The 13,598-nt window shown below is 62.1% G+C and carries 12 protein-coding genes; 9 read left to right on the forward strand and 3 right to left on the reverse strand.

What is annotated here, in order from left to right; all coding sequences use genetic code 11:
• Positions 1 to 417, reverse strand: a complete 417-nt coding sequence (locus ACO550_RS14605) for a PAS domain S-box protein (protein ID WP_315593074.1) — start codon at positions 415 to 417, stop codon at positions 1 to 3.
• 219 nt (positions 418 to 636) lie between these two features.
• Between ACO550_RS14605 and ACO550_RS14610 the strand changes: the two genes are divergently transcribed.
• From ACO550_RS14610 to ACO550_RS14625, 4 genes are all read left to right on the forward strand, one after another.
• Positions 637 to 1,740: a nitronate monooxygenase gene (locus ACO550_RS14610; RefSeq protein WP_315593073.1), complete on the forward strand. Its 1,104-nt coding sequence runs from the start codon at positions 637 to 639 to the stop codon at positions 1,738 to 1,740.
• A 358-nt stretch (positions 1,741 to 2,098) separates the two neighbouring features.
• Positions 2,099 to 2,827, forward strand: a complete 729-nt coding sequence (locus tag ACO550_RS14615) for an SDR family NAD(P)-dependent oxidoreductase (RefSeq protein ID WP_315593072.1) — start codon at positions 2,099 to 2,101, stop codon at positions 2,825 to 2,827.
• A gap of 101 nt (positions 2,828 to 2,928) precedes the next feature.
• Positions 2,929 to 4,728, forward strand: coding sequence for a dihydrolipoyl dehydrogenase (gene lpdA / locus ACO550_RS14620; RefSeq protein ID WP_485994884.1), 1,800 nt, complete (start codon positions 2,929 to 2,931; stop codon positions 4,726 to 4,728).
• Between the two features lie 108 nt (positions 4,729 to 4,836).
• Positions 4,837 to 5,178 (forward strand): thioredoxin family protein, encoded by a 342-nt coding sequence (locus tag ACO550_RS14625; RefSeq protein ID WP_315593071.1) that lies wholly within the window; start codon positions 4,837 to 4,839, stop codon positions 5,176 to 5,178.
• Between the two features lie 10 nt (positions 5,179 to 5,188).
• On the opposite strand, the gene ACO550_RS14630 is transcribed toward ACO550_RS14625, so the two are convergent.
• On the reverse strand, positions 5,189 to 5,662 hold the full coding sequence (locus ACO550_RS14630) for an Lrp/AsnC ligand binding domain-containing protein (protein ID WP_315593070.1): 474 nt from the start codon (positions 5,660 to 5,662) through the stop codon (positions 5,189 to 5,191).
• Positions 5,663 to 5,875: 213 nt separating this feature from the next.
• Between ACO550_RS14630 and hppD the strand changes: the two genes are divergently transcribed.
• The 3 genes from hppD (at position 5,876) to ACO550_RS14645 (ending at position 9,788) form a co-directional block, all read left to right on the forward strand.
• Positions 5,876 to 6,949 carry a 4-hydroxyphenylpyruvate dioxygenase gene (gene hppD / locus ACO550_RS14635; protein WP_315593069.1) on the forward strand — a complete coding sequence of 358 codons (1,074 nt, stop codon included), beginning with the start codon at positions 5,876 to 5,878 and terminating at the stop codon, positions 6,947 to 6,949.
• Positions 6,950 to 7,138: 189 nt separating this feature from the next.
• Entirely contained in the window at positions 7,139 to 8,527 is a 1,389-nt protein-coding gene (locus ACO550_RS14640) for an amino acid permease (RefSeq protein ID WP_315593068.1), read from the forward strand.
• A 64-nt stretch (positions 8,528 to 8,591) separates the two neighbouring features.
• Entirely contained in the window at positions 8,592 to 9,788 is a 1,197-nt protein-coding gene (locus ACO550_RS14645; protein WP_315593067.1) for an amino acid aminotransferase, read from the forward strand.
• Between the two features lie 145 nt (positions 9,789 to 9,933).
• Here ACO550_RS14645 and ACO550_RS14650 read toward each other — a convergent pair whose 3' ends face one another.
• Positions 9,934 to 11,001, reverse strand: a complete 1,068-nt coding sequence (locus ACO550_RS14650) for a beta-propeller fold lactonase family protein (protein ID WP_315593066.1) — start codon at positions 10,999 to 11,001, stop codon at positions 9,934 to 9,936.
• 271 nt (positions 11,002 to 11,272) lie between these two features.
• On the opposite strand from ACO550_RS14650, the gene ACO550_RS14655 reads away from it, so the two are divergent.
• On the forward strand, positions 11,273 to 12,268 hold the full coding sequence (locus tag ACO550_RS14655; protein WP_315593065.1) for a tripartite tricarboxylate transporter substrate binding protein: 996 nt from the start codon (positions 11,273 to 11,275) through the stop codon (positions 12,266 to 12,268).
• Between the two features lie 122 nt (positions 12,269 to 12,390).
• Complete coding sequence (locus tag ACO550_RS14660; protein WP_315593064.1) at positions 12,391 to 13,290, forward strand: GntR family transcriptional regulator; 900 nt, start codon at positions 12,391 to 12,393, stop codon at positions 13,288 to 13,290.
• Positions 13,291 to 13,598 lie beyond the last annotated feature (308 nt).

The following is a 13,598-nucleotide window of genomic DNA, read 5'->3' on the forward strand; positions in this document are numbered from 1 at the left end:
CTACTGGCTGCCCGGCTGTGCGCGGGCGTTGCGCTCACGCTCTACCCGCTCGGTAACGTCACGCGCAACCGCCACCGATCCCATGGCCTTGCCATTGGCATCTAGCACCAGCGCAAACGTCATCTCCACATATATCGAGTGACCATCCTTGTGGATGGCTTTCGTCACCGTCGGCTTGCCCGACAGACGGGTCTTGCCCGTTTCAATCGCAGCGTCATACCCCTTCCAGTGGGCCGCCCGCAATCGCTCGGGAATGATGATGTCGAGGCTCTGCCCTATCGTCTCGTCGGCTCCGTATCCAAAGAGTCCTGTTGCTGCCTTGTTCCAGCCTGCAATCAGGCCGTCCGTGCCGGCATAGATCAGCGCATCGGCAAGATGCTCGATGATCAGGGTGCTTGCGTCTGTGGGTGTGGTCATGGCTTTGTGTGTCAGGATTCGCGCGGCGGCGATATAAGACTTGATACACCGCGGAACAAGTCAAAACAACCGGCTTGGCATATCATTCCGAAATCGAGATTGAATCATTAATAATCATCTCATTTTGAGATGAAACCCATCTCGCAACTTCAACCACGTTGAAGCGTTGGGATGTTGAATTGCACCCACGTTGCCTTGATGCTCGCCGGAGAAAGCAAAATGAGTACGTCAGTCCCGTCATTCCTGAGTCGCGTTGGCTTGACCACGCCCATCATCCAGGCGCCAATGGCTGGCGTCAGTACACCCGCGCTGGCCGCGGCTGTCAGCAATGCCGGTGGTCTTGGGTCGCTTGGCGTCGGGGCGATGGATGCCGCAGCGGCGCGCAAGGCCATTCAGGACACGCGCGCGTTGAGCAGCGGCCCGCTCAATGTGAACCTGTTCTGCCATGTGCCGGCGCAAGCCGATAGCGAACGCGAATCGGCCTGGCTTGGTTACCTGGCGTCGGTATTTGCGGAGTTTGGCGCCACCCCACCGGCGTCGCTGCGAGAGATCTACCAGTCGTTCCAGACCGATGAGGCCATGCTGCAAATGCTCGTCGAGGAAAAGCCGGCAGTGGTGAGCTTCCATTTCGGCCTGCCCGATGCGCACAAGATCCAGGCACTGCATGACGCCGGCATCTACCTGATGGCTTCGGCGACGTCGCTTGCGGAAGCGCGCCAGATCGAAGCCGCCGGCGTCGATGCCATCGTGGCGCAAGGCATCGAGGCGGGCGGGCATCGTGGCGTGTTCGATCCGAAGCAACTCGACGAAGGGCTCGGCACGATGGCCCTGGTGCGTGTACTGGCCCGCCAGACCACGCTGCCGGTGATTGCTTCCGGCGGCATCATGGATGGCGCCGGCATTGCCGCCGCATTGGCGTTGGGGGCACAGGCCGCGCAAATGGGCACAGCCTTCGTGGCATGTCCGGAAACCTCAGCCGACGCGGCGTATCGCACCACCCTCACCTCGGGCCAAACCCCGCCCACCACGTTGACGCAGGCGATTTCCGGCCGTGCCGCGCGCGGCTTTACCAATCGATTTACCGCGCTAGGCACCGCCGCCGGTGCACCCGCGGTACCCGACTACCCGATCACCTACGATGCCGGCAAGGCACTGCACGCCGCGGCCAAGGCCAAGGGTTCGGCGGCATTCGCCGCGCAATGGGCCGGCCAGGCAGTACCGCTGTCACGCGCACTGCCGGCGACCGAGCTGATGCATGCGTTGAAGGCGGAACTGCACGAGACGATCGGGCAACTCGCCAGCTTGCAGACAGCATTGCGTTGACCTGCAGCCGGGCCTGACCCGGCTTCCCGCACGTTCGCGCACGGGCCTGCCGCAACATCGTTGCCGCAGGCCGTCGTCACGCATACCTCCCCCTTTCCTCCTTTCGGCAGCCTTGCGCTGCCCATCGGCACGCCCCGCCGTGCCGACCCGCGCCTTGATTTCCCTCTTTGTTTTTGTCTTCGTCCGGTGTTCCGCATCGGGCCAGCGTCTCTGCTTGCGCACTTGTTACCGGCACGCACAAGTGTTTGTGCGCCGCAGCCGTTCATCAATCGCGGTCCGTCACCTAAATTTCCACCCATCGACCACGTCGGTTCGATTGGCAAGACGCCAGGTCAATCCCAATACACAGAGGTTAATCATGAGCACAACGCAAACCACCCAAGCTACCCAGAAAGTCGCCATCATCACGGGCGCATCGCAAGGCATCGGCGCTGAACTGGTCAAGGCGTATCGCCAACGCGGCTATCGCGTGGTCGCTACAGCCCGCAGCATCCAGCAGACCGATGACGCCAACATCCTCGCCGTGCCGGGCGATATTGCCGACCCCGAAACCGCGCGCCGCGTGGTGGCACAAGCCGTCGAAAAGTTCGGCCGCGTCGACGCCTTGGTCAACAACGCCGGCATCTTCATCGCCAAGCCCTTCACGAGCTACACCGCTGAGGACTTCGCCACCAAGATTGGCGTGAACCTGTCCGGCTTCTTCTTCATCACGCAACTCGCCATCGCCGAGATGGAGAAGCAACGCAGCGGCCATGTGGTGAGCATTACCACCAGCCTCGTCGATCATGCAATCGATGGCGTGCCGTCGGTGCTGGCCTCGCTGACCAAGGGCGGGATCAATGCGGCAACCAAGTCGCTGGCAATCGAGTACGCCAAGCGCGGCATCCGCGTGAACGCCGTGGCGCCTGGCATCATCAAGTCGCCGATGCACGCACCGGAAACCCACGCGGCCCTGGGCGCGCTGCACCCGATGGGCCATATGGGCGAAATGAGCGACATCGCCGAAGCGGTGCTGTTCCTGGAATCGGCGCCGTTCGTGACCGGTGAAATCCTGCACGTCGACGGTGGCCAGAGCGCGGGCCACTAAGGTTGGCTAAAAGGGTAAACCCTAGGGTTTCCGTAACGTAGGCTCTGGCGTGCTCTCCTAGACTGGAAGCTTTCGCCACACGGAAACCCAAAGGACAACCCATGGCCGCGATCGAAGTGAAGGTGCCCCAGCTTTCCGAATCCGTCTCGGAAGCGACGCTGCTCCAGTGGAAGAAGAAAGCCGGCGAAGCGGTCAAGCGCGACGAGATCCTGGTGGATCTGGAAACGGACAAGGTCACGCTGGAAGTACCTTGCCCGGAAGATGGGGTGCTGGCGAAAATCGTGCAGCCCGATGGCGCAACGGTACATGCCGATGAAGTAATCGCAGTGGTGGATACCGAAGGCAAGGCAACCGCAGTGGCTCCGGCCGCGGCCGCGCCAGCCGCCGCACCCGCTGCCGCACCGACACCAACGCCAGCACCGGCCGGGGCGCCAGTGGCAGCGGCTGGTGGCGGTGCCGCAGCCTCCGCCAAGGCGGATTTCGACGTCATCGTGATTGGCTCCGGACCCGGCGGCTATATTGCCGCCATACGCGCGGCACAACTCGGCAAGACCGTGGCCTGCATCGAGGAATGGAAGGACGAAGCCGGCAAGCCGCGCCTTGGCGGCACCTGCCTCAACGTCGGCTGCATCCCCAGCAAGGCCCTGCTCGCCTCATCGGAAAACTTCGAACACGCGCTGCACGGCATGGCCGAGCATGGTGTACAGGTCAAGGGCGTCTCGCTGGACCTGCCGCAGATGATCAAGCGCAAGGCAGCCATCGTCGACAAATTTACCGGCGGCGTGGAGTTCCTGTTCCGCAAGAACAAGGTCACCTGGATCAAGGGGCACGGAAAGTTCAAGGGCCGTGCCGCGGATGGCGTAGTCACCGTCGACGCCATCGAAGGCGCCGACAGCAAGTCGTACACCGCGCGCAATGTGATCGTAGCCACCGGCTCCAAGGCGCGTCACCTGCCCAATGTGCCCGTCGACAACAAGATCGTGTCCGATAACGAAGGCGCGTTGTCGTTCGATTCGGTACCGAAGAAGCTCGCCGTGATCGGCGCGGGCGTGATCGGCCTGGAACTCGGTTCGGTCTGGCGCCGGCTCGGTGCCGAAGTGACGATTCTCGAAGCGCTGCCGGCATTCCTTGGCGCCGTTGATGAAGCCATTGCCAAAGAAGCGGCCAAGCTGTTCAAGAAACAGGGGCTGACCATCCATCTGGGCGTGAATATCGGCGAAGTGAAGGCCACGGCCAAAGGCGTGAGCATTGCCTACAAGGACCAGGCCGGCGCCGACCAGAAACTTGATGCGGACCGCCTGATCGTTTCCATCGGGCGCGTGCCGAACACGGACAACCTTGGGCTCGATGCCGTGGGGCTGTCCGCCGATGCGCGCGGCTTCATTCCCGTGGACGACCAGTGCCGCACCGCCGTGGCCGGCATCTACGCGATTGGCGATGTGGTACGCGGCCCGATGCTGGCCCACAAGGCCGAGGATGAGGGCGTGATGGTGGCCGAAGTCATCGACGGCCAGAAGCCCCATATCGACTACAACTGTATTCCGTGGGTCATCTACACCGAACCGGAGATTGCCTGGGTTGGCAAGACCGAGGCACAACTCAAGGCCGAAGGCCGTAGCTATCGCACCGGCCAGTTCCCGATGATGGCCAACGGCCGCGCAATTGGCCTGGGCCGCCCCGACGGCTTTATCAAGATGATTGCCGATGCAACGACCGATGAACTGCTGGGCGTGCATATCATCTCGGCCAATGCCTCGGACCTGATTGCCGAAGGCGTGGCGGCGCTGGAGTTCAAGGCGGCGTCGGAAGATATCGGCATCATCAGCCATCCGCACCCGTCGTTGTCCGAGGTCATGCGCGAAGCCGCGCTGGCGGTGCAGAAGCGGGCGTTGAACATGTAGCGCATTTAGTGCGATGGGCTCCGCATTCCACGCCGCTGCACGTGATCGATCGTGCTGGCAGAATGGTGGCTACCCGACTGACAGTAGCCACCCGGAGCCCATCCCAAAATGAGCATGACCCATACCTTTGCCACTACCGAGCCGTCGCGTGCCGAGATCGATGCCTTGCGCGGCGCCACCGTGCTTGAGTTCGGCACGGCATGGTGTGGCTTCTGCCAGCGCGCGCAACCGCTGATTGAAGCGGCGTTCGGCGAGCATCCCGACCTTGGGCACATCAAGGTGGAAGACGGCAGCGGCCGGCCTTTGGGCCGTTCATTCCGCGTCAAGCTATGGCCGACGCTGGTGTTCCTGCGCGACGGTCAGGAAGTGGCACGACTGGTGCGGCCGGGCAGCGCGCGCGAGATTGCCGACGCCATGGCGCAGATCGACAGCCAGCCGGTCGACCGCTGACGCCTATGGCTTATGGCTCCAGCGGCATGGCGCTGGTGCACTTGATCTCGTCGAGGCACACGCTCGACTTCACGCCGCTCACGCCCGGGATACGCATCAGCGTATCGAGCAGAAAGTCCGATAGCGACTTCAGATCCCGGGCCACCACCTTCAGCACGTAGTCGATATCGCCGGTCACGGAGAAACACTCCTGGATCTGCGCCAGCTCTGCCACCAGCCCCTTGAATTTCGACAAGTCACGGATATGTCCGCGCTCCATGGTCACGTGGATGAACGCGGTCACGCCAAACCCAAGCGCCGTGCTGTCGAGCCGCGCCTCGTAGCGTTTGATGATGCCGCCCTCCTCCAGGCGGCGGTGGCGGCGCAATGTCTGAGCCGGCGAAAGGCTGATGGCCTCGGCCAGTTCCAGGTTCGACGCCCGCCCGTTTTCCTGTAGCACCCCCAGCAAGCGGCGATCGGTGCGATCAAGGTCGTCTTTCTGCACTTTGGTTTCCTGAAATAGCCGTTGGACGAAATCTTATCTCATATTTCAGGGTTTCCCTGCGTCCTTTACGAAATCCTATTTAGCCGGGTGCCATCTACAATTTCCCCATGTTGAGCAGCACCTGAAGCGCCCCCCAAAGCTCCTGCGCTGCGGCTCCACCGAAATATTATTTCCATCCGCTTACCCCCACTTACGCCCCCGCGCGCACTGACCATGGCCGATCTCTTTGAAAACCCGATGCAACTAATGGGCTTCGAGTTTGTTGAATTTGCCTCGCCCACGCCCAACGTTCTTGAGCCGATGTTCGAGAAAATGGGCTTCACGCTGGTAGCCCGCCACCGCTCGAAAGATGTGGTGCTGTACCGCCAGGGCGACATCAATTTCATCATCAACAACGAGCCGCACAGTGAAGCCGCCTATTTCGCCGCCGAACATGGCCCGAGCGCATGCGGCATGGCATTCCGTGTCAAGGATTCACACAAGGCCTACAACCGCGCGCTGATGCTGGGCGCCCAGCCGATCGAGATCGCCACCGGCCCGATGGAACTGCGCCTGCCCGCCATCAAGGGCATCGGCGGCGCGCCGCTCTACCTGATCGACCGCTTCGAAGACGGCAAGTCGATCTATGACATCGACTTCGAATACATCGAAGGCGTGGACCGCCACCCCAAGGGCCACGGCCTCAAGCTGATCGACCACCTGACGCACAACGTCTACCGTGGCCGCATGGCTTACTGGGCGAATTTCTACGAACGCCTGTTCAACTTCCGCGAAATTCGCTATTTCGATATCCAGGGCGAATACACGGGCCTGACCTCGAAGGCGATGACCGCGCCAGACGGCAAGATCCGCATCCCGCTGAACGAGGAGTCGTCGAAGGGCGCAGGCCAGATCGAGGAATTCCTGATGGCGTTCAATGGCGAAGGCATCCAGCACATTGCGTTCTCCGTGGACAACCTGCTCGAAGTCATCGACAGCCTGCAAATGGCCGGCGTGGACCTGATGACCGCGCCGAACGACTACTACTACGAGGCGCTGGACACCCGGCTGCCCGGTCACGGCCAGCCCGTTGACCAGCTCAAGGCGCGTGGCATCCTGGTGGACGGCACGACCGAAGGCGGTCGTCCGCGCCTGCTGCTGCAGATTTTCTCGAAGACCGCGTTTGGCCCGGTGTTCTTCGAATTCATCCAGCGCGCCGGTGACGATGGCTTCGGCGAAGGCAACTTCAAGGCGCTGTTCGAATCACTCGAACGCGACCAGATCGAGCGTGGCACGTTGAAGGTGTGACGCAAAAGGCCTGGATTTGATCCAGGCCATCACCAATCCCCTGCTTTTCCAAGCCTGTGCCGGTATCCTTGCGGGTTGCCGGCGCAAACCCTGCGGCCGGCGCTACCCGCGCCGGCGCTTTTTTGAACGCGCCCGTCCGATAGAGGCGCGATGCCATTCCACAAGAATGGGTAGAGGAAAGACAAATCCATGCATGCTCCTGATAGCCAAGGCACGCTCCAGCGTGGCCTGAAGAATCGTCACATCCAGCTGATTGCGCTGGGTGGCGCCATCGGCACCGGCCTGTTCCTGGGCATTGCCCAGACCATCAAGCTTGCCGGCCCTTCCGTATTGCTCGGCTACGCCCTCGCCGGCATCGTCGCGTTCTTCATCATGCGCCAGCTCGGCGAGATGGTTGTCGATGAACCGGTTGCCGGCTCGTTCAGCTACTTTGCCAATAAATACTGCGGCCACTTTTCCGGCTTCATGTCCGGCTGGAACTACTGGGTGCTCTATATCCTGGTGAGCATGGCCGAACTGTCGGCCGTGGGCATCTACGTCCAGTACTGGTGGCCCGGCATCCCGACGTGGATCTCGGCGCTGGCTTTCTTCCTGATCATCAACGCCATCAACCTGGCCAGCGTGAAATCGTTCGGCGAGATGGAGTTCTGGTTCTCGATCATCAAGGTCGTTGCCATCGTCGGCATGATCGGCTTTGGCGGCTACCTGCTGGTCTCCGGCAACGCCGGCCCCGCAGCCAGCGTGGCCAACCTGTGGCAGCACGGTGGCTTCTTCCCGAACGGCTTTGGCGGACTGGTGATGGCAATGGCCGTGATCATGTTCTCGTTCGGCGGACTGGAACTGGTAGGGATTACCGCGGCGGAAGCCGACAACCCGGGCAAGAGCATTCCCAAGGCCACCAACCAGGTGATCTACCGCATCCTGATTTTCTACGTTGGTGCGCTGGCCGTACTGCTGTCGCTGTATCCGTGGCAGAACGTGGTCACCGGCGGCAGCCCGTTCGTGCTGATCTTCCATGCGATGAACAGCGATCTGGTTGCTACCGTGCTCAACATCGTGGTGTTGACCGCCGCGCTGTCGGTCTACAACAGCGGCGTCTACTGCAACAGCCGCATGCTGCTGGGCCTGGCCCAGCAAGGCAACGCCCCGCGTGCCCTGCTGCGCGTGAACCGTCGCGGCATTCCGCTGACCGCGCTGGCCGTATCGGCGGTTGCCACCGGTATCTGCGTGCTGGTCAACTACTTCATGCCCGGCGAGGCCTTCGAGCTGCTGATGGGGCTGGTGGTGTCCGCCCTGATCATCAACTGGGCGATGATCAGCATCATTCACCTGATGTTCCGCCGCGCCAAGCGCCAGGCCGGCCAGACCACCACGTTCCGCAGCCTGGGCTACCCGCTGACCAACTACCTGACGCTGGCATTCCTGGCCGGCATCCTGGTGGTGATGTTCCTGACGCCGGGCCTGCGCCTGTCGGTGTACCTGATTCCGGTCTGGCTTGCCGTTCTTGGCGTAAGCTATCGCCTCCGGCAAAAAAATGCCGGTTCGGCCCTGCCGGCCGCCAGTGCCCAGATCCAGTAATCCGATCGTCCTGTGCGGCCCCGACCCGGGCCGCCGCCCCTGAACCAGAAGCCAGACGCATCCCATGTTCGAACACATCGAAGCCTTTCCCGGCGACCCGATCCTCTCGCTTAACGAGGACTTCCAGCAAGACCCGCGCACCAGCAAGGTCAACCTGAGCATCGGCATCTACTTTGACGAAGAAGGCCGCCTGCCGGTGATGCAGGCCGTGGAGCAGGCCGAGGCCGCCCTGTTGTCGGACATGGGCCCGCGCCCGTACCTGCCGATGGCCGGTATCGCGGCCTACCGCCAGGCCGTGCAGGCACTGGTGTTCGGCGAAGACTGCGCCGCGCGCGCCGAAGGCCGCATCGCCACGCTGCAGACGCTGGGCGGCTCCGGTGCGCTGCGCGTGGGCGCCGATTTCCTGAAGCGCTATTTCCCGACCGCGGAGATGTGGATCAGCGATCCGAGCTGGGAAAACCACCGCGTGGTGTTCGAGCGTGCCGGCTTCAAGGTCAACAGCTATCCGTACTACGATGCCGAGACCGGTGGCCTGAAGTTCGACGCCATGCTCGCGGCTATCGAAGCCATTCCGCAAGGTGGCATCGTGCTGCTGCACGCCTGCTGCCACAATCCGACCGGCGTGGACCTCAATGAAGACCAGTGGCGCCAGGTGATTGGCGTACTGAAGGCCCGCAAGCTGCTGCCGTTCGTCGACATGGCTTACCAGGGCTTCGGTGCCGGCCTGGACGACGATGCCTTCGCGGTACGCGAACTGGCCCGTCAGAACGTGCCGTGCCTGGTGGCCAACTCGTTCTCGAAGAACTTCTCGCTGTATGGCGAACGTTGCGGTGGACTGAGCGTAGTCTGCCAGAGCGCCGACGAAGCCAGCCGCGTACTGGGCCAACTGACCGGCGCCGTGCGCGCCAACTACAGCAACCCGCCCACGCACGGCGCCCGCGTGGTGGCACGCGTGCTGACCACGCCGGAACTGCGCAAGAGCTGGGAAGCGGAACTGGCGGCCATGTGCCAGCGCATCGCAAGCATGCGCCAGGCCATCCATGACCAGCTGCGCGCGCATGTCAGCGGCGAAAAGCTGTCGCGCTATATCACGCAACGCGGCATGTTCACGTACACAGGCCTGACGGCCGACCAGGTCGACCGCCTGAAGAACGAACACGGCGTGTACGTTCTTCGCTCGGGCCGTATGTGCGTGGCCGGCTTGAACGAACGCAACGTGGGCGTGGTAGCCCATGCGATTGGGCAAGTGTTGAAGGCTTGAATGTAGTTGTAATGGTTGCCTCCCCTCTCCCGCACCGCGGGAGAGGGGTTGGGGGAGAGGGCAGGAGGTTCTGCTTGCCGCTGATCGCATTTTGAACCGCTGGCCCTCTCCCCCGCCCCTCTCCCGCTCGCGGGAGAGGGGAGAACTACACCTCAAAGAACGCTACGCAAGTCGGGCTGCCGGTCGATACCACGCATCGTGGCGCACCAAGGGCCTCGCGCTTGTCCTTTCCGTGAATCGCAAACATCGTGATCGTGTCGGAGCCCTCGTTGGCCACGATCAGGTTGCGTTGCGCCGGGTCACTCGTGATGAATCGCGGCGTCGCTCCCCCGCCTGGCACCCAGCCCGTCAAATTCGGCAACCCGTTTCCCGCATCGATATCCAGGACCGACAACGTGTCGTGACCGCGGTTGCTTACGAATAGCCGCTGAGTCTTCTGGTCGAGAACAATGCCGGCGGACTGGTTGGCCCCCGCATAACCTGCCGGCAACAGCCTGGCCATACCCTGAAGCTCGCAATGCCCTGCAGCATCGAGGCGGTAGGTGGCTAGCGTTGAGTCGAGTTCATTCACGATGTACAGCAGCGGCATGGTGGGATGCAGCGCCCCATGGCGTGGTCCCGCGCCCGGCCGGGCGCTGACCCGCTGCAGCGATTCGCGGTTCCAGCCCTGGCACGCGCCGTCGAACTCGGCGAACCATATGGCATCCGCCCCCTTGTCCGGAAAGATAAAGCGGTCCGTCCCCGCGATACGCAAAACCTGATGGGGATGCGGGCCGCGCTGCTCGCTTGCATGCGGACCCGGGCTGGCAATTAAGGTCAGTGAGTCGGACACAGCGCCGAGGCTTCCGTCGCGCTTGACCGGAAGCGCCGCGACAGTCCCGTTTGCGTAGTTGGCCACCACAAGACAGTCGCCATGCTGTGTAAGGCCAAGATGCACAGGATTCTTCCCTCCCGTGGACTGGGTGTTCAGCGCGGTCAAGTTGCCATCGCGCGCATCGATGCGAAATGAGCTGACCTGCTCCTGGTCGCCGTGGACACAGAACAGCAGCAATCTCTGCTGATCGACCAGCAGATACGATGGATTGACCAGCCCCCCAATGGTTTGCGCGTGGTTCCATTCCCCGCCGTCTCCCACGGCAAAGACTTCGATGCCACGCCCCCTTGCCTTGCGCTTCGCCGTAGTACGGCAGCCTGTATAGGCGATTGTCGGCACGTCCCCTCCTGTTTTTCATGTTTGGCAATCCAGCGCAGTCACTGCACTTGGGAATCTATAAACGCAATTTTTCCACTATGCACGCCGAGGCCTTACGACCACTGACCGGCATCGACTATCAACCATGTTTACCCTAGTTTCATGCAGGTATTGAGCGTAAGACTACACATTTCCCGAATCTCCCCAGCAAATATGTTGCCGCCAGCGTTAGTGCATTCTATGATCATAAAAAGCTATACGCAAACAAGATCCACAAAACAGGAGACATGGCATGAAATCCCTCATCGACATGCGTCGGCGCGCCATCGTGCAAGGCATCCTCGCGGCCCCGCTGGCTGGCCTGCTTTCGCCGCGCGCGGCGTGGGCGCAAGGCACGTTCCCGTCGAAGCCGATTACCTTTATCGTCCCGCAGGCCGCTGGCGGCGGCGCAGACCTGTTGTGCCGCACCATTCAGGGCAAGGCGCAGGAACTGCTGGGGCAGTCGATCATCATCGACAACCGCCCAGGTGCCGCCGGCAATATCGGCACTGTTGCCGGTGCGCGTGCGGCGGCCGATGGCTACACGATGACGTTCGTCAATCTGTCGACCATGGCTTTGAATCCGCACCTGTATTCAAAGCCTGGCTACTCGGTGAGCGACTTCGAACCATTGGCATGGATGGCATCGGTAGCCAATATCCTGGTTGTGAACCCCAACGTTCCGGCGAAGAATCTGCGGGAATTCATTGCACTGGCCAAGGCAAAGCCGGGCAAGCTGACCTACAGTTCGGCCGGCAACGGCAGCGGCAACCATCTGGGCGGGGAAATGCTCAAGTCGTTGGCGAAGATCGATCTGGTGCACGTTCCCTACAAGGGCGGGGCGCCGGCCGTGGTAGCGGTCCTTGGCGGCGAAGTGGACGCCTGTATCGCCGATCCGCTTGCTGCGCTGCCGCACATCAAGGCCGGCAAGCTGCGAGCCATTGCGGTGACTTCCGCCAAGCGCGCCAGCGCCTTGCCCGACGTCCCGGCCATGGCGGAAGCTGTGCCCGGCTACGAAGCCACATCATGGGCCGGCGCCGTGGTACCGAAAGGCACTCCCGCAGCCGCGTCACAAAAGCTGGCCCAGGCATTGCTCGCCGGACTCAGGGAGCCGGGCAACGCCGACAAGCTGCGCAGCCAGCTCTATGAGCCCACGGCAGGCAGCGCGGCCGAGTTCGCAGCGTTGATTCGGCGGGAAAACGACAAGTGGTCAAAGCTTATCCAGCAGCTGGGCATGCGGATCGACTGAAGCCGGCTGAAGCGGGTGCTTGCTGTGCGATTGTCGGGCGGCATGGCAAAATGCCATCCGTAACCATGCCGCCGACTGGTTCGACCCCACCGGCGACGTTATTTTCTGCCGCCTGCCGAACCATGAATCTCTCTCAGTTGCAAACGCGTGTCGCACGGGAAATCGTCGCACTGGCCCGCATGGACAGCCTGCGCGCCGGCGACCACTTGGCCGAGAGTGTGCTGGCCCAACGCATTGGGGTATCCCGGTCGCCGGTAAACGTGGCGCTGCGCTATCTGGTGGAGATCGGCGCCGTGGTTCACGACCACAACCGCGGCTTCTTCCTCGGCAAGGATGCGGCCCAGCTGTCGGGCATTGCGCAGGAACTGTCGGAGGAGCCGGACGACCCCCTTCACCTCCGGATTGCGGAAGACCGCCTGAGCGGTGCGCTTGCCGACTTTGTCACCGAAGCCGACATGATGCGCCAGTACGACGTTGCCCGCAGCACGTTGCGCAAGGCGCTTTCCCGGATTCAGGAAGAAGGTTGGGTCGAGCGCTCGATCGGCCATGGCTGGACCTTTCTTCCGATGATCGATTCCCCGCAGGCCTATGAGGAAAGCTATCTCTACCGCACTGCACTGGAGCCGACCGGCCTGCTGAGCCCGTGGTTCCGGGCCGACCCGGTTGAACTGGCCTCGCTGCAGCGGCAGCAGCGCGCCATTGTCGATGGTGGATACAAGACCATGACGCCCATCGAACTGTTCGAGTCGAACAGCCGCTTTCACGAGACCATTGCCAAGTGGTCCGGCAACCGTTTCCTAGTGCAGTCCATCAAGCGTATGGATTCGCTGCGCCGGCTGGTCGAATACGGCCAGGCCAAGGACCGGAAGCCGCGCCAGGAACAGGCCATCGAACACCTTGCGATCCTGGACGCAATTGCGGCACAGGACCTGCTCAAGGCCGCCGGCCTGATGCGAGAGCACCTTGAGGGCGCACGACAGCGCAAGGTCCGCAGCAAATCCGTGTTCAAGAGCGCCGCCTGACAGACTGTTTCTTTTGATCAAATAGGGCAATTTACTTCCGCGCCCTCGATACGCAATCGCAACTTCGCGATTGCGTTTTCATTTCTACGCTTCCTTCCCCTACCCTGCGCTGCCCACTTCTTGGCCTGAGGTAGCGTCAACGTCGCGTCCCGTCGACTCACAAGCACTTCAATCCATCCACCTACGGGTAAACTCTTACGCAATCCACTTTGCATTCTCTGATCACAAAAAACCATAATCAATGCAACGCATCAACGCCACAAAAGGGAGCCGTCACGGCAACCTGTTTGACGACATCTTCCAGATCG

It is taken from the genome of Cupriavidus sp. (assembly GCF_057315035.1).